Source organism: Marinospirillum alkalitolerans, assembly GCF_045055655.1.
GTDB lineage: Bacteria > Pseudomonadota > Gammaproteobacteria > Pseudomonadales > Halomonadaceae > Marinospirillum > Marinospirillum alkalitolerans.
Map to the genome: position 1 here is coordinate 34641 of NZ_JBANFI010000009.1, position 19402 is coordinate 54042.

Genomic DNA, 19402 nt, shown 5'->3' on the forward strand with positions numbered 1-19402 from the left:
AGCCCAGCCAAGTCTGGGCTTTTTTGACCTTCCCTTGTCGACTTCCGGCGGCGCTTCATCCCGCAAGGGATGAGCCCCTGCCATCGGACTACAGGAGCCTATGACGCATGGCAAGAATCAAGCTGGACTTCCCTGAACCCGTGATCTTTCAAACCCAGATCGGGCTGAGAATCAGTGATATTAACTATGGCCAGCACCTGGGGCACGATACACTGGTTTCACTGCTGCACGAAGGACGCTGCCAATGGCTGGCCCAAGCTGGTTATACCGAAATCAATCTCGATGGTTGCGGCCTGGTGGTCGCCGAACTGGCTGTCAACTATCGCGCTGAAGGCTTTTACCCTCAAGAACTGACGCTGGAGCTGTCCCTGGGCGAGCTGTCTTCTAAAGGAGCAGAAGTCTATCATCGACTCAGTAACGCCCAAGGCGATCTGCTCGCCATTGCGAAGGTTGGCTTGGTCTTTTTTGATTATCAGACGCGTCGTCCCGTCGCTGTTCCTGCAGGCTTTCTTTCACTAGCACAGGCACGCTAGGCATGTCACGCGAATACCCCATTATTGCAGTGACCGGCTCTTCTGGTGCAGGAACCACCACCATCAAAGACGCCTTTGCACGGATGTTTGCACGGCAAAATGTCAAAGCAGCCTTTGTGCATGGTGATAGCTTTCATCGCTATACCCGCGCTGAACTAGAGCGCTTATTGGCCAGACAACCGGAGCGTGAGGAATCCCTGTCTCATTTTGCGGTTGAGGCCAATCTGCTCGATCGCCTAGAGTCTCTCTTTTTGGAATACTCTCAGGCGGGTACCGGCAGTTATCGCCACTATATCCATGCCGAAGATAAAGAACTGGTTGAGGCAGGCTATCAGGTTGGCACCTTTACTCCCTGGGCCTCACTGCCTGAAAGCACTGATCTGCTGCTCTATGAAGGCTTGCATGGCGGCCTGGTGACCGATGACATTAATATCGCCCAGTATGTTGATCTGCTCGTCGGCGTGGCGCCTTCGATCAACCTAGAGTGGATACAGAAGATTGATCGCGATACCAAGCTACGCGGCTATTCACAAGAAGCCGTGATCGAGAGCATTCAGGCTCGCATGGGTGACTATATGCGCCTCATCCTACCACAGTTCTCACGCACGGATATCAACTTCCAGCGCGTCCCTGTTGTAGACACATCCAACCCCTTTGAACCTCGTGCGATTCCAACCGCAGATGAGAGCTTTGTTGTGATTCGCTTTCGTGATCCCAAAAAAATCGACTTCCCCTATCTTCTCGCCATGATTAAGGACAGCTTTATGTCTCGTCCTCATACCTTGGTCGTGCCAGGCGCCAAGATGCCTTTAGCCCTTGAGCTGGTTATGTTGCCTCGGGTGCAGGAGCTGCTCGACGGCAGAAGATTCAAATAGGAAGCAAGGAAGCAAGGAAGCAAGGAAGCAAGGAAGCAAGGAAGCAAGGAAGCAAGGAAGCAAGGAAGCAAGGAAGCAAGGAAGCAAGGAAGCAAGGAAGCAAGGAAGGGTGCCATAGGATGGCTAAAAGACAAGAAAAAAGGGGATAAAAAAAGAAAGCCTTCAGTTTGGCGCGCTCAGGAGGATTCGAACCTCCGACCGCCTGGTTCGTAGCCAGGTACTCTATCCAGCTGAGCTATGAGCGCACTTTACTGAAAAGCACTAGATTGGCATCTAGTTAAGCTTGTTGGCGCGCTCAGGAGGATTCGAACCTCCGACCGCCTGGTTCGTAGCCAGGTACTCTATCCAGCTGAGCTATGAGCGCGCAGATCAAACTTTTTGTGGCGGAGAGAGAGGGATTCGAACCCTCGATGAGATTTCTCCCATACGCCCTTAGCAGGGGCGCGCCTTCAGCCACTCGGCCACCTCTCCAACACGGCGCACATATTAACATTTATTCTGAGCTTGTCTAGTCTTTTTTGAAAAAAGTTTTGCAGATCAAAGAATAATCCACTTCAACCAGCGACTAATCAAGGTCAGTCGCACAGGCTAGGCGTGATCAGCGCCATCGCAGTGGATTTATTGGGTGTCTGGCTGGACAGATTCAGGGGCCAAAAAAAACCACAGAACAAAGCCTGTGGTTTGGTGATCGCCTTGATCAATACTGATCTGAGGACTGACCTTCTTCTTTTTCACGCTGAATGCGCTGGTAGATCTCTTCACGGTGAACCGCCACTTCTTTGGGGGCATTCACACCAATACGCACTTGGTTACCTTTCACACCCAGTACAGTCACGGTTACATCATCACCGACCATCAGAGTCTCACCAACACGGCGCGTTAAAATCAGCATAGTGGAATCTCCTTATCAGGCTTTCCAATCATTAGGAACTCAACAGGCTAGAGCATATCTTTTATTCAAGATTGCTAAATTTGAGCTTGCTTTAGGTTGAAACCTATCCAGTTTCAATAAACCCTAAATACAGACATATTATCGAACAAAACTGCATTCATGTTAAATGTTTTTTCACTATGCGATGTATGAGATTTGTTAATAGAGAAGGGAGAGCCTGTCTTGAAGCTCTGATTAGGGTGAGAAGCCCTCTGAAAACGACTTCAGAGGGCGGTAGAGCAAGAAGAACTAGTCTTGGCGATCAAGACCAAAAGCAGTGTGCAGCGTCCGTACAGCCAGTTCAGTAAATTTCTCATCAATCACGACTGAAATTTTAATTTCTGACGTCGAAACCATACGAATATTAATGCCATTATCTGCCAGTGTTTGGAACATCAGACTCGCGACACCTGCGTGTGAACGCATGCCAACGCCGACCAGAGACACCTTGGCAATCGCTGTATCGCCGACGACCTTACCAGCACCGAGTTCATTCACGACCTGCTGCAGAGTGGCTTCCGCTTTTTTATAATCGCCACGCGCTACAGTGAAAGAGAAGTCCGTTGATTTACCATCAGGAGAGACGTTCTGCACAATCATATCGACTTCGATATTCTGGTCGCTGATTGGACCGAGAATCTTCGCCGCAACGCCGGGAATATCGGGCGCACCCAGTACGGTCAGCTTGGCTTCATTCGTTTGGTGGGCGATACCTGAAATGACTGGCTCTTCCATCGAAGGATTCTCCTCATCGTCTGCAATAATTAATGTACCCGGACCTTCATTGTCTTCGAAACTCGATAAGACGCGCAGCGGCACCTTGTATTTACCTGCAAATTCAACTGAGCGAATTTGCAGTACTTTGGAGCCCATGCTCGCTAACTCAAGCATTTCTTCAAAGGTAATGCTTTCTAAGCGCTTTGCTGCACTACAAATACGTGGATCAGCCGTGTAAACACCATCGACATCGGTGTAGATCTGACATTCATCGGCTTTGAGTGCCGCCGCTAGGGCAACAGCGGTGGTATCTGAGCCACCCCGCCCTAAAGTGGTGATATTGCCCTGCTCATCCACGCCCTGAAAGCCAGCCACCACCACCACACGGCCTTGATCGAGACGTGCACGCAGCTGATCGACTGCAATATCTTTAATCCGCGCCTTCATGTGTGCCTGATCGGTCAAAATGCCGACCTGCGCACCAGTAAACGAAGTGGCTGGCGTACCCTGCTGCTCCAGCGCCATCGCCAACAAGGCAATGGTCACCTGCTCACCTGTGGAGACCAGCATATCCATCTCACGTGGTGAAGGCTCTTCGTGTATCTGTTTGGCCAAGTCGATCAGACGATTGGTCTCACCGCTCATGGCCGAAACCACAACCACGACATCATGACCTTGCTGGCGATAGCGTCCTACACGCTCCGCCACTTTTTTAATCCGTTCAACGCTCCCCACTGAGGTGCCGCCGAACTTTTGAACATAAAGTGCCATAGTTTTCCTTTGGGTTAAGAGTGAATGTCTTGTGCTCTGCTGGTCAGCTTAGCTTGCGCTGTCCAGACTTTGTGCGACCCAGGTTGCTACACTTTTCAAGGCTTCAGGCAAGGCAGCAACATCAGTGCCACCTGCTTGTGCCATATCAGGGCGACCACCGCCCTTTCCGCCGACCTGCTGCGCCACATGATTGACGAGCTGGCCAGCATGCAAACGCTCCTTGGCCGCACCTGAAACACCGGCGACCAAGCTAATCTTGCCATCTTCTACAGCGGCCAGCAGAATCGCTGCTGGAGCCAGTTTTTGCTTGAGCTGATCCATCATTTCCATCAGCGTCTGACGATCCGCACCTTCGATCAGTTGCGCCAGCACTTGAATACCTTGCAGGGTTTCCACACCGGCCGTCAAATCCTGACCTGCGCCCGAAGCCAGCTTTTTCTTCAGCTGCTGCACTTCTTTTTCAAGCTGGCGCAGCTTTTCCTGCTGCTGTTCAAGACGAGTTAAAAGCTGCTCTGGCTTGGTTTTGACCAGCGCTGCAGCCTGCTGCAACTGCGTTTCACTGGCTAACAGGGCTTGGCGTGCTTGCTGGCCGGTGACCGCTTCAATACGACGCACACCTGAGGCAATGCCGCTCTCACTCAGAATATGGAATAAACCGATATCACCGGTACGCTCAACGTGCAGACCGCCGCACAGCTCAACAGAGAAGGCCGCACCATCTTCTTTGGTCCCCATCGACAAGACACGCACATCATCAGCGTACTTTTCACCAAAGAGGGCCATCGCGCCTTGCTGCTTGGCCTGCTCCAGATCCATCACCGCACAGCCTACCAGGCTATTTTGCTGGATCTGTGCATTTACCCGCTCTGCGATCTCACGCAGCTGCTCAGGCTTCACTGGCTCAGGGTGGCTAAAGTCAAAGCGCAGGCGCTGGGCATCGACCAAAGAACCCTTTTGCTCGACACCAGCTCCGAGCACTTCGCGCAGCGCTGCGTGTAAAAGATGGGTGGCCGAGTGGTTGGCGCGGCTCAGTTGGCGCAGCTGATTATTCACTTCGGCCTCGGCTGCCTCACCCGTTCTTAACTGGCCTGACACCACACGACCATGGTGCACATGGGCCTCGCCCACCTTGGTGGTGTCGGTCACTTCAAACACACCCGTGGCAGTTTTGATATAACCGACATCACCAGCCTGACCACCAGACTCGGCATAGAAGGGGGTCTGATCCAGCACCAGCACGCCGGACTGATCTGTTGCCAGTTGCGCAACAGCTTGGCCTTCATGGTACACAGCCAGGATGTGGGCTTGGGTCTGGGCCTGCTCATAACCGGTGAATTCAGTGGCACGATCCACCTGGATGGTTTGCGAATAATCCACGCCAAACTGGCTGGCTGAACGTGCACGTTCACGCTGGGCTTCCATCGCCTGCTCAAAGCCAGCTTCATCGATAGTGAGATCACGCTCACGGGCGATATCTGCGGTCAGATCCAGCGGGAAGCCATAGGTATCATAAAGCTTGAATGCCACCTCGCCGGGAATCACCTGACCTTGCAACTCGGCTAGATCCTGCTCCAGAATTTTCATTCCCTGATCCAGCGTTTTGGCAAACTGCTCTTCTTCTTGCTGCAAGGCGGCGGCAATCTGCGCCTGCTGCTCTTTGAGTTGCGGATAGGCGCCCCCCATTTCGGCCACGAGTGCAGGCACCAGGCGGTAGAAGAAGCTCCCCGTCGCGCCCATCTTGTGACCATGACGACAAGCACGACGAATAATGCGGCGCAGCACATAGCCACGACCTTCGTTCGATGGACGTACGCCATCAGCAATCAAGAAGGCACAGGAGCGAATATGATCAGCCACCACGCGCAGCGAAGGCGTGTCTTGCTCTGTACAGCCTATGGCCTCAGCCGCAGCTTTCAGCAGGTTCTGGAACAGATCAATTTCATAGTTGGCATGCACACCCTGTAGGACTGCAGCCACGCGCTCCAGACCCATACCCGTATCCACAGAAGGCGCAGGGAGTGGGTGCATCTGGCCATCTGCGCTGCGGTTGTACTGCATAAAGACCACGTTCCAGATCTCGATAAAACGATCGCCATCTTCTTCTGGGCTGCCGGGCGGGCCACCCCAGATATGCTCACCGTGATCGTAAAAAACCTCAGTACAAGGACCACAAGGCCCCGTATCGCCCATCGCCCAGAAGTTATCCGAAGCGTAGCGCGCGCCTTTATTGTCACCTATGCGAATAATCCGCTCAGCTGGCAAGCCGATTTCTTCATTCCAGATGGCGAAGGCTTCATCATCCTCGGCATAAATAGTCACCAGCAGTTTTTCTTGCGGCAGCTTGACCACGCCAGTCAGAAACTCCCACGCATAGTGAATCGCTTCTTTTTTGAAATAGTCGCCAAAGCTAAAGTTACCCAGCATTTCAAAGAAGGTATGGTGGCGCGCGGTGTAGCCGACATTTTCAAGATCGTTATGCTTTCCGCCTGCACGCACACACTTTTGCGATGTGGTAGCACGCACATAACCACGCTGCTCTTGTCCAAGAAAACAGTCTTTAAACTGATTCATGCCAGCGTTGGTAAATAAAAGGGTGGGATCGTTATGGGGAACCAGTGAACTCGAAGGCACGAGGGTGTGCCCTTTGGATTGGAAGAACCTTAAAAAGGCTTCACGAATTTCAGCACTCTTCATCTTTTTTCTCTCATTGGCAGCGAGCCATGATTCAAGCCTGATCCTGCCAGTGAAGGCCTCGTGCTCAAACCAAACAACTCAGAGGTAGTCAGCTATTGCGCTGCATTATACGGGGTTCTCTGGCTCAAATACAGCCGCGTAGATCTGCTCTGCTGTAAAACCACGACTGGCCAAAAAGCGTTGCATTTTGGCGGCTTGGCGGCGATCGACAGGCAGCTCATGGCCGAATTTTTGGCGGCGTACACGCTGGGCCTGATGCAACCACAAGGGCGCGAGGCGTGCTAAGTGAGGCTGGGTGAGATCAGTCGCTAACTGATGCTGAGCGAAGGCTTGTTGCAGCAGTAGCGGGCCTTTGCCCTGACGCAGGAGACGCTCGGTGAGGCTGGCCGCAAAGCGAAGATCACTTTGCCAGCCTTGGAACTGTAGCTGAAAGATCAGCTGGGCCAGATGGCAAGACAGCTCATCTTGATGCAGAAACTCGGGGGCAGAGAGCCCAGGACGCCCCCAGCGGGGCTGACCTGCCTCTTTTAGGCGCTGCATGAGTTCATGCGCACTCTGCTCACGCCGTGTCAGCAGGCGCAGCGCCTTGGCCTCTAGGGCCGCATACCAGCGCTGCACTTCTGCCCCAGCAGACTGAGGCAGAGGATCAGAACTATTCGTCATCCAGCGGTGGGAGGTCTTCTTCTGATGACTCAACAGCAGCGGACTTATCCCCAACCGGAGCCAATAACTGAGCGCGAATACCGGCTTCTATTTCCTGCATCACAGCAGGGTTATCCTCAAGGTACTGAGCGGCATTGGCCTTACCTTGACCGATTTTTGTGCCCTGATAGCTGTACCAAGCACCCGCTTTTTCAACCAGCTTGCACTGCACGCCAAGATCGATCACCTCACCAGCATGGTAGATCCCCTTGCCATAAAGGATTTGGAATTCAGCCTGTTTGAAAGGAGGGGAGACCTTGTTTTTGACAACCTTGACACGGGTTTCGTTACCAGTGACTTCATCACCCTGCTTCACCGCACCGATACGGCGAATATCAAGACGGACAGAAGCATAGAACTTGAGCGCATTACCACCGGTGGTGGTTTCAGGCGAACCGAACATCACGCCGATCTTCATCCGGATCTGGTTGATAAAAATCACCAGGCAATTGGCATTTTTGATATTACCCGTGATTTTGCGCAGCGCTTGCGACATCAAACGTGCTTGCAAGCCAACATGCGAATCGCCCATCTCGCCTTCGATTTCGGCCTTGGGCGTCAAGGCAGCGACTGAGTCAACGATCAATACATCGATCGCGCCAGAGCGCACCAGAGAGTCGGTGATTTCCAGCGCCTGCTCACCATTATCTGGCTGAGACACCAGCAGATCATCGAGATTGACACCCAGCTTTTCTGCATAGATCGGGTCCAGCGCATGCTCAGCATCAATAAAGGCACAGGTTTTACCCTGCTTTTGTGCTTCAGCAATGACCGACAGAGTCAGCGTGGTTTTACCGGAAGATTCAGGACCATAGATTTCCACTATCCGTCCATAAGGCAGACCACCGATACCGAGCGCAATATCCAGGCCCAAAGAGCCAGTGGAAACTGAGGGCATCACCACACGTGGCTGTTCACCCATACGCATCACTGCGCCCTTGCCAAACTGACGCTCAATTTGCCCTAAAGCCGCACTGAGTGCCTTCTGGCGGTTTTCATCTATAGCCATGTTGATATCCTTCCAAGTTCTACATATAAAGAAGCACAAAACCTGAGGCTGATTCTATGCAAAGACTGTATAAGATACCAGCCTTTTCTTAATTGGCCTCAGAAGCGTCGGCTTCCAGCTCAGCAATAAAAATCGCCAGCAGCTGATCAATACTGGCTTCGCGAATAGCATGACGTGATCCACTGAAGCGACAGGATAAGGCCTGCTGCTGCTGCGCATTGCCCCAGGCCAGCCACACTAGCCCAACGGGCTTTTCAGGCGTGCCACCATCCGGCCCCGCAATACCACTGGTGGCTAGACCCCAGTCCGCCCCTGCTGCACGACAAGCGCCAGCCACCATGGCTTTGACGACCGATTCGCTGACAGCCCCATCACGCTCCAGCACAACCGCATCAACGCCCAAACAGCGCATCTTCGCGGCATTAGAATAGGTCACCCAGCCAGACTCAAACCAGGCTGAGCTGCCCGGCTGTTCAGTCAAGGCCTGGGCCACACCGCCTCCGGTGCAGGACTCTGCTGTCACCACCTTTTGCTGGCGCTCCACAAGCAACTCAGCCAAGCGAGCAACCTGTTGTTGACGTGTCATCTTCTTTCCTCCCCTGCTCTCTCGCTCTTTACCTTGCTTAAGAAACCTCTGATCAATGTCACGAACGCAGGTAAGGCAAAATTGATCGAAAAAGCGAAGTTGACACTGAGTCAATGAGCATTTTGAGACCAATTTTAACGCAGCATCACCAAGCGCAGTAGTTAATCAGAGGCTTCTTAATGACTCTCGCCTTATCCCTCATTATTCTTGCCAATCAGCCTGTCTCACCCAGGCTGCCCCTGCAAGCATCAAAAGATGAATTAGGCTATGCTTGTGCATCACGAAGCCGATATCGGAGACTCAGGAGCAGCTATGGCCCAGGCAGAAATCACTCTTCGCGCAGCACATCTTGAATTGACTCCGACTCTAGCGCAGCAGATCGACTTGCGTCTAGTTGCGCCTTCCTTGTTCATCCATCAGAGCCTGCCCATCCCCGAGCTGCAAAAACTGATTTCAAGCCTGCTTCACAGTCTGCCTGACCTGCCTGAACGCCTGCGTTTAACTCTGGATGAAAGAATCTGGCGCCAACCTTGCCGCTATCTGTATTTTGCAGCCTCCAAGGATGCTCACAGCCTTGCTAACCAGCTTTCAATTGATGCTTTGGCCGCGCTGAGCTGGTTTATGCAGGATCACCTCTTCGATTTATGGCTTGAAAAAACCATGTCGCGGCGCAAGAACCAAGCCCTTCGTGATGCGGCACGTCTTTTTACCTGCTCACCAGAACAGGCATCAGCCGAGCAGCTGGCAGCAGGGCGAGCGGCCGTTGAAGCCTATTTGCGCGCTGCCGCAACCTTAGACCTCCTTCATCCTGTCTCTCCTTGGCAGCCTGGAGCCTCCTGCGATCAGCTCACCGCGCAACAGGAGATTCGCCTGACCCAAGCAGACTATCAACTCTGTTTTTTATCGCGCGAGGCAGGTTATCGTCTCAGCTGGATCACACTCGGCCTGATAGTGCATCTGCACTGCTCACAGCAGCAGATCAGTGGACTGCTCAAATCCAGTCTGCATCTCATGCAGGTTTTTGCCGTTCAACGTCGGCACGATCTAAGCGAACTGATTGAACTCAGCCGCCAGCTTCAACAGCAACTGCTCGGGCTGTCCTCTCGTGCCTGGGGTCGATGGATAGATCAAGCCGCTCCGCAAGCTCTCGGCTGGCTCCTCTGGCTACTGCCGAACTCAGCACTGCTGCAACGCTGCCAAGCCAATCTTGCCCCAGATCGACAAGCGGATATGCTGCATCGGATCGAACAAGCGACGCACTTTTGGTCACAACCAGATCAAGCGCCAGAGCTGATACTGGCGCAGGTTGAGCAAGCCATGCTACAGCTGCGACCAACACAGAGCAGCACTTCAACAACACCACTCTAGACAGATGCAGCCACACATGGCTGAATCCCCCTCCAGCGACATCGAACACTGACTTTTCGCGATGAAAGTTGAATGATGGTTCAACTTCGTCTAACATTTATACTAATTGAACGTTCAATCAACATTATGACTAAAACCACAATCAAGGATACGCGTCGTCATCAACTGATTCAGGCCAGCCTCGAATCGATTGCCGAACTCGGCTTGCAAAACACCACCATTTTGACTATCAGTCGCCGAGCCGGGCTGTCATCCGGCATCATCAGCCATTACTTTGGTGGCAAACAAGGCCTGATTGAAGCCGCTCTGCGCTATTTGATGGAACAACTTGGCAAGGATTTGCGCCAGCGCTTACAGCAAGGTGAAGTCAGCCCTGAGCAAAGGCTGAACTTTATCATTGAAGCCAACTTCACTGATTTTCAGCGTTCCGATCTGGCCACTCGCACCTGGCTCAGTTTTTGGGCGCGCTCGATGCATGAACCTGGCCTGCAGCGCTTGCAGCAGATTAACAATGCACGCCTGTATAGCAACATTCGCTATGCCTTTGCACTCAAGCTGGATGCCGCAGCCGCAACCGATGCAGCCCGTCAGCTCGCCGCCATGATTGATGGTTTCTGGTTACGCAGTGCACTGAGCCTTGATCCTCAAGAAGGCTTTAGTGCTGGTGAGCGCTTGTGTAAGCGCTTTGCCCTCGACGCCTTAACGAAGGGTGCCTAATTTGACTGGAGTCCCTATGTCTTTACCGCGTTATTTGAACTATATCCATGGTCGTCCATTGGCCAATGCTACTGGCGAAACCTTTAGGGTGATCAACCCCGCAACAGGCCAAGCCATCTATGAAGTCGAAGTGGCCGACGACAAAATCCAACAAGCCGCGCTGGAATCAGCCCAGCAGGGTTTTGCTCTCTGGTCGGCGATGAGCGGGATGCAGCGGGGTCGTATCCTGCAGCGCGCCGTTGCCCTGCTGCGTGAACGCAATGATCAGCTCGCAGAAATTGAGGTGCGTGATACAGGCAAACCCTGGCAAGAAGCCGTGGCGGTCGATGTGGTCACGGGGGCCGACTCGATTGAATACTTTGCCGGCTTAGCCGCTTCGATCGAAGGCCAGCAACAAGACCTAGGTGGTGATTTTTACTATACACGCCGTGAGCCTCTGGGCATCTGCGCGGGTATTGGTGCGTGGAACTATCCCCTGCAAATCGCTTGCTGGAAATCAGCCCCTGCACTGGCTGCAGGCAATGCGATGCTCTTCAAACCCTCAGAAGAAACCCCTTTAGGCGCACTCAAACTCGCTGAAATCTTCACTGAAGCCGGGCTGCCTGATGGGGTATTCAACGTGGTGCAAGGCGATGGCCGTGTCGGTGCCTGGCTCACGCATCATCCCCAGATTGCCAAGGTCTCCTTTACTGGTGAGGTGGGTACCGGCAAGAAGGTCATGGCCGCTGCCGCCAGTAGCCTGAAAGAAGTCACCATGGAGCTCGGTGGCAAATCGCCGCTGATTATTTTTGATGATGCCGATCTTGAAAATGCAGTGTCTGCTGCCTTGCTGGGCAACTTCTATACCCAAGGCGAGATCTGCACCAATGGCACGCGTGTTTTTGTGCAGCAAGGCATCTATGCGGCTTTTCAACAGCGACTCTTAGAGCGTACCGAGCAGAATATTCGCCTGGGTGATCCAATGGACCCCGCCACCAACTTTGGTGCGCTGATTTCAGCTCAGCATCGTGATCTGGTGATGCACTATATTCACAAGGGCATCGAGGAAGGCGCACGCTTGATCAGCGGCGGCAAGACGGCCCAGCCTGCTGGTTGCGAAGGGGGCTATTTCGTTCAACCCACCATCTTTGCTGATTGTCAGGATCAGATGACCATCTGCCGTGAAGAAATCTTTGGGCCGGTGATGTCTTTGCTGCCGTTTAGCGCAGAAGAAGAGGTCATCCAGCGCGCCAATCAGGTTGATGTGGGTCTGGCAGCTGGGGTGTTCACCCAAGATATTCGCCGCGCACATCGCGTCATCCACCAGCTGCAAGCCGGTATCTGCTGGATTAACAGCTATGGTGCCTCACCCGCTGAGATGCCTGTCGGTGGCTACAAGCTCTCTGGTATTGGACGTGAGAATGGCCGCGTCACTCTCGATCACTATACGCAGATCAAGGCCGTCTATGTCGGCATGACCGACTTGGAGAGCCCCTTCTAATGAACACAGCTGAATTTGATTACATTATTGTGGGAGCGGGTTCAGCAGGTTGCGTTCTGGCTAACCGCTTGACTGAAGATGACAACATCCGCGTGCTGTTGCTCGAAACCGGCGGCAGTGATCGCAGTATTTTCATTCAAATGCCAACGGCTTTATCGATTCCGATGAATACCGAGAAGTATGCCTGGCAGTTTGAGACCCAGCCTGAACCGGGTCTGGATGGTCGCCGGATGCACTGCCCACGCGGCAAGGTGCTGGGCGGCTCTTCCTCGATCAACGGCATGGTCTATGTGCGGGGTCATGCGCGCGATTTTGATGAATGGGAGACCGAGGGCGCTCAAGGCTGGAACTACGCCGCCTGCCTGCCCTACTTCAAAAAAGCCGAAACCTGGGCCTTTGGCGGCAATGCCTATCGCGGAGACAGCGGTCCTCTGGGCGTCAATAATGGCAACCAGATGCAAAACCCGCTTTATCAGGCTTTTATTGATGCCGGTGTTGAAGCAGGTTATTTCGCCACAGAGGATTATAACGCCGCGCAGCAAGAAGGCTTTGGCCCCATGCATATGACGGTCAAAAATGGACGCCGCTGGTCAACGGCCAATGCCTATTTGCGCCCAGCGATGCAACGCGCCAATCTGAAAGTCATCACCAAGGCGTTAGTCAGACGCGTCTTGCTTGATGGAAAAAAAGCCATTGGCGTTGAATACGAGCAGAGCGGGCAGGTGCATCAAGTCCATGCCCATCGCGAAGTGCTGCTCAGCACAGGCTCGATTGGCTCGCCTCATCTATTGCAACTGTCTGGCATTGGTCATCCAGAGGTACTCCAGGCAGCGGGGATTCAAGTGCATCATCCCCTCCCTGGTGTGGGTGAGAACCTACAAGATCACCTTGAATTCTATTTTCAATATCGCTGCACCCAGCCAGTTTCTCTGAACAGAAAGCTAGGCTTATGGAGCCGCTTTAAAATTGGTGCCCGCTGGATTCTGACTAAAAAAGGGCTGGGGGCCACCAACCACTTTGAGTCCTGTGGCTTTATTCGCTCCAAAGCCGGTGTGGAGTGGCCAGATCTGCAATACCACTTCTTGCCTGCGGCCATGCGCTATGACGGCAAAGAAGCCTTTGCTGGCGATGGTTTCCAGCTGCATATCGGCCATAACAAGCCGAAAAGTCGGGGCTGGGTCAGAGTCACATCGGCCGATCCGCGCCAGCCGCCAGAGATCCAGTTCAACTATTTGCAGGCGGAAGAAGACCGCGCTGGATTCCGTGCCTGTGTGCGTCTCACGCGCGAAATCATCAACCAGCCAGCCATGGATGCCTTCCGCGGTGCCGAGATCCAACCCGGTGAGCAGGTACAAACAGATGACGAGATCGATGCTTTTGTCCGTCAAGCTGTCGAAAGTGCCTATCACCCCTCCTGCTCTTGCAAGATGGGCCAGGATGCTCTGGCTGTCGTTGATGAGCAAGGCAGGGTTCACGGCCTTGAGGGGCTGCGTGTGGTGGATTCATCCATCTTCCCCACGATTCCCAATGGCAACCTGAATGCCCCGACCATCATGGTCGCTGAAAAACTGGCGGACGCCATCCGTGGCCGCCAACCTCTGGAGGCTTCCCCAGCCCCCGTCATCATGGATGCTGCATGGCAGGAACGCCAAAGACCCGGCAAGCCTCAGCGCGCTTAGCGCACAAGGCTTTCCACCCCTGAGCTGCAAACCATCAGCAAGGCACAATGCGCTTGTGTGTTGTGCCCTTGTCTGAGCCGTCCAACCTGCGGTGGTTTGTGTCCGATTCGAATGAGCGCAAGTTTCAATAGAGGAGGAACACCATGCTGTTTCGACAGATGATTGACCGTTTATACAGGAGGCGAGCATGACACTTTGGTTATCCGCCGGCCTGTTATTCACCTTTGCCACCATCTTGTTTATTTTGATCAAGTGGTGGAATCTAGAATGTGTTGGCGTCACCCCTGTACGTACCCTGACGCTGATCGCTATTCTCTTTACCTCTGGCCTTGATGTGGGCCTGATTATGTTTCCCCTGACTGAATTCGGCAGCTACGCAGATCTTTCTGCCAATCCGGAATACAGTTTTGCGAACCCCTTGGCCATCGAGTTTGGTTTCTGGGCGTTCTTAATCTGGGGTTTTTACTTCCTGACCTGCTTTTACTTTTGCATCATTGAGCCACGTGTCAGGTTTTTTGAAATCCCAGTGGTTAAGATCGTCAACAACTTGGTGATTATCGGCACCTGTGCCTTTACTGCCTTTTTGCTCTTGGCCAACCTGCCTTGGTATCTGCCCCAAATCGGCGATGGCGAAAGTGTACGGCCGATCTTTTATCTCATCGTCATGATCGCCATCACGCTGGCCGTTTACTCAAGCAGCCAACTGCGTTTTGTGCGGATTCTCAGCCTCGGCTCCTCGCTGCTGTTTATCGCGCTGATTATCGGGATGGGCTTCTACGCTTTTAGTGGTGACTCTGGGTCACCCAGCGATTTTGTTGCAACCGCTGGCTTGATTGGCGACTATTTTGGCAACCTGCACCACTTTATGCTGCCACTGAATGATTACCATGAGTTTTATCTCTTCTGGTGGTTTTCTTGGAGCATTATGATCGGGCAGTTTACAGCACGCTTTGTCGGTGGATTAAAAACCTGGCAGCTGTTTCTAGCGATGCTGGTTTTCCCATCACTGGCCATAGGCACTTGGTTCACTGTGCTCTACTACTACCACGCCGAAGACTTGCCAATCAGCCACTGGATGAATCTGGCGATGATCTCGGTGGGGATTTTGATGGTGATCAACTCGCTCGATTCGTTGATTCGCCTGTATACCGAAAATCTCAAGCTGACCACCCGTGAACTCGGCAAACCACGCTACTTTATCGGCAACTTTGTTGCCATGTGCGGGCTCACCCTGCTGTTCCAGCTTGATTTCCTGCGCATCCACTGGGTCGGCGCGCTGGTGATCGCGCTCTACTTCAGCTGCTTTGCCTACATCTTGCTGCGCAAGCGCCAACAGGTCAGCGCCATCCAGGCCTCACCCAAGGACAATACGCTCGACTTTAGCAAGTTCGAATTGGCAAATTAACGACTCAGCTGCCGCCACCAAGGCAAGCAAACCTCTGATCAACGCACTGCCACTGAATGCAGTCGTTGATCAAAGATTTACTCCGTGAAGAAGCGCTCTAGCGCATAGGGAGTCATCGGCATCGCCGTTGGCTCCTTCTCCATCATCTGCCCAATCAGCTGACCTGTCAGCGGACCTAACGTAAAGCCTTGATGCCCATGCCCAAAGGCTGTCCACAAACCCGTTTGAGAAGCCACAGGGCCGATGACTGGTTTCATATCCGGCAGGCAAGGGCGTGAGCCAAACCAGGGAGTGGCTTCCAGACGTTCACCTAAGGGAAAAAGGCCACGCGCCACCTGCTCTGCGGCGGCTAACTGGGCAAAATTAGGCGCGGTCTCTAAACCACTCAGCTCAGCACCACTGGTCAAACGAATACCCGCTTGCATCGGCGCCAAAAGATAGCCGACTTCAGCATCCATCACCCAATGATGCAAGGGATGCTCGCTGGCATAGTGCATGTGATAACCCCGCTTGGAAAAGAGCGGCACACGCAAGCCTAAACGGGCAAGCCAATGAGCAGACCAAGGCCCCAGTGCGATCACCAACTGCTCACTGGTCACTTTCTGCTGGCCGGTGCTCACTTCCCACTGCTGGCCTTGACGACGGATACTCTGGATATCCGCTGTCACCAGCTCTCCGCCCGCTCGTACAAAATCAGCGGCATAGGCCTTCACTAACGCACCTGGATCGCGCGCGGTCCACGGCTGAGTCCAGTGAATCGCGCCTTTTAACTCTGTTGACAGATGCGGCTCGCGCTGCGCTAACGCGGCCTGATCCAATAACTGATACTCCACACCATACTGCTGATCCTGCTCGGCTAAGCCTGCTTCGGCCTCCAAAGCCGCCGTCGTACGAAAAACTTCAAGATAGCCTTCACGGCGGATTAAATGCTCAGCGTCCGCCGCCTGAATCATCTTTTCATGGGTTTCCAAGGCTTGCTGAATTAAAGCTGCATACTGAGGCTGTATCTTGGCATAGCGTCCAGCAGCAGAGCTCTGCCAGTAACCAAACAATGGACGCGCTGACTTGAGCACATCCAAAGGGCGATAACGAATATCTACGGCACGATTGGGCGCAACCCGTAGCAAAGTGGATAAATCACGCGGAAAGGCATAAGGACGAACAGCTTCACGCTGGATAATGCCCGCGTTCCCATAAGAAGTTTCTTCGCCGGGCGCACGCCGATCCACCAGTCGCACAGCATAGCCACGCTGCTGCAAGTGCCAAGCCACACTCACACCGACCATTCCCGCGCCTAAAACAGTGATTTCTTGTGCCACCGAAAACTCCTTCATCTGAATGTCATATTGCCAACAATAAAACACCATTGGGTTCAGTTAATCAAGTGAAAGCCAGCTAGGGCCTGTAAACGACGCAGTAGAAAAATAAAGAAGTTCAACAAAAGAAGAGGCCAATCAACTGCAAGATAATCAAAACAGCACAAAATCAAAGGATTTGCGCTTTAAGGTCGGGTTTGGTAAAAAGAGCGCAGCAAGAAGCTTCACCTTATCGCAGGATGCATATCACCCTCACCTCATCCACTGGTACGCCAGCCTGCCCAATTTAAAACCATCTGCACGCGACAGAACAGGTAGGATCATGCCGAATAAAAACCAGTGCGATAGCACCAAGTCGATGGCAGACATTGTCAAAGAAGCCGCGATCAAGAAAGCAAAGCTAGAGCAAGAATTTGCGACTCTGCCAGAAACGATCATCTACGGAGTCGTTGGGGCGAATGGACCAAGTGCAGGAAACTCGCCTCCTCATCAAGAGTGGTCTTTAATCTTCTCTCTCATCGCTTGGAAAGAAGCCGGAGGCAAGATAAACCCTTCACGGCTTATTGTCTCCAAACAGCTAGCGAATGGAGAGCTCCAAGCTATTCAAGACAGAGTAAAAAAAGAATCTCTCGTCCAATTAAAAGTCAAACTATCAAGAGTCAGCCCTTTCGGTGATGCAAGAGCACAGCTCCTATCGATTTTAAATCCACCAAATGATACCGAGCTCAAAGCGGTGCTCGAACAATATAAATCGCCAGTTGAAATCACACACCCTGAGTTTGGTCTCCTCACTTTTAACCGCTCGCTAAACTGGTTTGAAGGATCGATAAACTGGATGGGCCAGCCAGTGAGAGTGTCAATATCAGTGGATGAAGAAAACGCCTCTATCGCATCTAGTATCAAAACGCTAGAAGCGCTTTATCGCCATGCGAGTGACTGGTCAAAAAAAATCACCGACTATGCTGTCGCTGAGCTTCTAGACCTTAAAAATGAGAGCTGGCGAACTGAGGATCAAGAAGAAGTTACAGCTTCAGCCTTCGCCCAGGCGATGCAGCTTGAATCCATCACGGTGGATTCTGATGGGGAGTTTGAATTCTGGCATCATGATGGTGATTTATTTTGGGGGCATTCGATTCTGATTACAGGATCTCTCGCTGAAGGCCCTCTGGATGCAGATATACCAGGCTAGTAATGTAAAGTGCAACCCTAGCAACTTCAGCTCGTTCCCTCACCAAATAACAAAGGCAATACAATGAACAGAATGATGTATGGAAATATGATTTGGCTGGTTGTAGAAAGTAACGATTGAGAAGATGTTGTCGACGGGCTCTAATCAAGAGCAAGAAGATGAAGAGCCTTTGTTTAAACGCGCTTTAGAAAAACTCATCCCTTTGGCGGAAAACGAAATGTATGCGTTTATTCCAGTGATCTGTTTAGGGAGGGGAAGTGGCTGCTGAGAACCGACAAAAAGTGGATATCACAACACACATAGAAATGTTAGTGGATCTAGAAGATCCGAGCATTCATATCATGCGTTAGGGTGAGTCAATGAGTGGGAAGAGTGCAAAATCTGAGGAATATACAAATAAAAGCAAGCGATTTATGGAGGCAGCCCCTACCAGCCACATCTCGGCACACACATCCACTGCTACCGTTGCTCCCTTCCGGGCCTGGCGGGGTTCACAATTTCGTGTTGCGAGAGAACCAATAGGAGCTACCATAAACACGTAACTCTTTAAAACGGCCATAAGATTAACAGTCCAAAGAGCAAAAAGCAAGAATATCAGATAAAATAACAATTCCATCAATAGCTTATTTTCAGCGTTTATTTTAGGGTCATCTATGTTACGCCTTGATCAACTCCTTGTTCACCAACAACTTGCTGCCACTCGAACTCAAGCTGCGAAAATGCTAGAGCAAGGCCGCGTCTATTTGAATAAAGGTGGACATTGGCAGGTTGCAAGCAAGCCGGGGTTAAAGCTGCCTGAAGAGACTCTACTGAGGGTTGAGGCAGCGGAAGAAGACCAGTATGTCTCTCGTGGTGCACTCAAGCTCAAAGCAGCGATAGAAGCTGGATCGATTCAAGTTCACAATCAAATAGCTTTAGATATAGGACAATCAACAGGTGGCTTTACTGACTACCTGCTGCAAGCGGGTGTCGCATCAGTGGTCGGCATTGATGTTGGGCATAGCCAGCTTCACCCCCGCCTCCAGAGTGACCCTCGAGTGCGTGCTTTGGAAAAGGTCAATGCACGTTATTTGACACCGGATCAGCTTCTCTCAGCCCAGCTACCGGCCAAGTATGGGCTCATAGTGATGGATATCTCCTTTATCTCACAAACGCTGGTTTTACCCCAATGCCCTAATTTGATGGCAGATCAAGGCTGGCTGATTACCCTGGTGAAGCCTCAGTTTGAGGTAGGAAAGGAGCATATCAATAAGCATGGCTTAGTGACGGATACTCGCCTCTACGAAGCAGTAAGAAGCAAGATAGAGAGCAAGATACTCGGCTTGGGACTGAGCCTGAGAGGATGGCTTGCCAGCCCAATCCAAGGTGGTGACGGTAATAACGAATTTCTGTGTATGGCACAAAAGATTTCGTAATCAGAAGAAGATAAT

The 19402-nt window shown here is 52.3% G+C and carries 17 protein-coding genes, 3 tRNA genes and 1 other RNA gene; 10 read left to right on the top strand and 11 right to left on the bottom strand.

From position 1 onward, the window contains the following. Positions 1 to 107: 107 nt before the first annotated feature. Positions 108 to 533: an acyl-CoA thioesterase gene (locus V6U78_RS12060; protein ID WP_405341238.1), complete on the top strand. Its 426-nt coding sequence runs from the start codon at positions 108 to 110 to the stop codon at positions 531 to 533. 2 nt (positions 534 to 535) lie between these two features. Beyond that, positions 536 to 1408, top strand: a complete 873-nt coding sequence (locus V6U78_RS12065) for a phosphoribulokinase (RefSeq protein ID WP_405341241.1) — start codon at positions 536 to 538, stop codon at positions 1406 to 1408. A gap of 168 nt (positions 1409 to 1576) precedes the next feature. Here V6U78_RS12065 and V6U78_RS12070 read toward each other — a convergent pair. The 9 genes from V6U78_RS12070 to V6U78_RS12110 all read right to left on the bottom strand — a co-directional run bounded on the left by V6U78_RS12070 (position 1577) and on the right by V6U78_RS12110 (position 8818). Continuing rightward, positions 1577 to 1653: transfer RNA gene (locus tag V6U78_RS12070), tRNA-Arg, on the bottom strand. A gap of 42 nt (positions 1654 to 1695) precedes the next feature. Then, positions 1696 to 1772: transfer RNA gene (locus V6U78_RS12075), tRNA-Arg, on the bottom strand. Between the two features lie 17 nt (positions 1773 to 1789). After that, positions 1790 to 1879 (bottom strand) — tRNA-Ser (locus V6U78_RS12080). Positions 1880 to 2105: 226 nt separating this feature from the next. Next, a complete protein-coding gene (csrA, locus tag V6U78_RS12085; RefSeq protein ID WP_405341244.1) occupies positions 2106 to 2300 on the bottom strand; it encodes a carbon storage regulator CsrA in 195 nt (64 codons plus the stop codon). A gap of 288 nt (positions 2301 to 2588) precedes the next feature. Further along, complete coding sequence (locus tag V6U78_RS12090; protein WP_405341247.1) at positions 2589 to 3827, bottom strand: aspartate kinase; 1239 nt, start codon at positions 3825 to 3827, stop codon at positions 2589 to 2591. A gap of 48 nt (positions 3828 to 3875) precedes the next feature. Continuing rightward, on the bottom strand, positions 3876 to 6521 hold the full coding sequence (gene alaS, locus V6U78_RS12095; protein ID WP_405341250.1) for an alanine--tRNA ligase: 2646 nt from the start codon (positions 6519 to 6521) through the stop codon (positions 3876 to 3878). A 105-nt stretch (positions 6522 to 6626) separates the two neighbouring features. Next, positions 6627 to 7184 (bottom strand): regulatory protein RecX, encoded by a 558-nt coding sequence (locus V6U78_RS12100; protein WP_405341253.1) that lies wholly within the window; start codon positions 7182 to 7184, stop codon positions 6627 to 6629. Then, the gene (recA, locus tag V6U78_RS12105; RefSeq protein ID WP_405341255.1) at positions 7174 to 8232 is read right to left on the bottom strand and encodes a recombinase RecA; all 1059 of its coding nucleotides are present in this window, start codon (positions 8230 to 8232) and stop codon (positions 7174 to 7176) included. Before recA ends, V6U78_RS12100 begins: the two co-directional genes overlap by 11 nt. 88 nt (positions 8233 to 8320) lie before the next feature. Beyond that, entirely contained in the window at positions 8321 to 8818 is a 498-nt protein-coding gene (locus V6U78_RS12110; RefSeq protein WP_405341258.1) for a CinA family protein, read from the bottom strand. A gap of 312 nt (positions 8819 to 9130) precedes the next feature. Here V6U78_RS12110 and V6U78_RS12115 point away from each other — a divergent pair, with 312 nt between their 5' ends. The 5 genes from V6U78_RS12115 (at position 9131) to V6U78_RS12135 (ending at position 15467) form a co-directional block, all read left to right on the top strand. Further along, positions 9131 to 10186 (top strand): hypothetical protein, encoded by a 1056-nt coding sequence (locus V6U78_RS12115; protein ID WP_405341261.1) that lies wholly within the window; start codon positions 9131 to 9133, stop codon positions 10184 to 10186. A 126-nt stretch (positions 10187 to 10312) separates the two neighbouring features. Continuing rightward, positions 10313 to 10903 carry a transcriptional regulator BetI gene (gene betI / locus V6U78_RS12120; RefSeq protein WP_405341264.1) on the top strand — a complete coding sequence of 197 codons (591 nt, stop codon included), beginning with the start codon at positions 10313 to 10315 and terminating at the stop codon, positions 10901 to 10903. Positions 10904 to 10919: 16 nt separating this feature from the next. Further along, complete coding sequence (betB, locus tag V6U78_RS12125; RefSeq protein ID WP_405341267.1) at positions 10920 to 12383, top strand: betaine-aldehyde dehydrogenase; 1464 nt, start codon at positions 10920 to 10922, stop codon at positions 12381 to 12383. Beyond that, entirely contained in the window at positions 12383 to 14062 is a 1680-nt protein-coding gene (gene betA, locus V6U78_RS12130; RefSeq protein WP_405341270.1) for a choline dehydrogenase, read from the top strand. The genes betB and betA overlap by 1 nt, the downstream gene beginning before the upstream one ends. Positions 14063 to 14249: 187 nt before the next feature. Then, a complete protein-coding gene (locus V6U78_RS12135; RefSeq protein ID WP_405341273.1) occupies positions 14250 to 15467 on the top strand; it encodes a BCCT family transporter in 1218 nt (405 codons plus the stop codon). A gap of 77 nt (positions 15468 to 15544) precedes the next feature. Here the strand turns inward: V6U78_RS12135 and V6U78_RS12140 are convergent, their stop codons facing one another. Next, positions 15545 to 16786, bottom strand: coding sequence for an NAD(P)/FAD-dependent oxidoreductase (locus V6U78_RS12140; RefSeq protein WP_405341276.1), 1242 nt, complete (start codon positions 16784 to 16786; stop codon positions 15545 to 15547). 319 nt (positions 16787 to 17105) lie between these two features. Between V6U78_RS12140 and V6U78_RS12145 the strand changes: the two genes are divergently transcribed. Further along, positions 17106 to 17972 carry a DUF2262 domain-containing protein gene (locus V6U78_RS12145; protein WP_405341279.1) on the top strand — a complete coding sequence of 289 codons (867 nt, stop codon included), beginning with the start codon at positions 17106 to 17108 and terminating at the stop codon, positions 17970 to 17972. A gap of 124 nt (positions 17973 to 18096) precedes the next feature. Beyond that, entirely contained in the window at positions 18097 to 18240 is a 144-nt protein-coding gene (locus V6U78_RS12150) for a T6SS immunity protein Tdi1 domain-containing protein (protein WP_405341282.1), read from the top strand. Between the two features lie 156 nt (positions 18241 to 18396). Here the strand turns inward: V6U78_RS12150 and ffs are convergent. Further along, positions 18397 to 18493: signal recognition particle sRNA small type (ffs, locus tag V6U78_RS12155), an RNA gene on the bottom strand. Between the two features lie 132 nt (positions 18494 to 18625). Between ffs and V6U78_RS12160 the strand changes: the two genes are divergently transcribed. Continuing rightward, the gene (locus tag V6U78_RS12160; RefSeq protein ID WP_405341285.1) at positions 18626 to 19387 is read left to right on the top strand and encodes a TlyA family RNA methyltransferase; all 762 of its coding nucleotides are present in this window, start codon (positions 18626 to 18628) and stop codon (positions 19385 to 19387) included. The last annotated feature ends 15 nt before the right edge of the window (positions 19388 to 19402 follow it).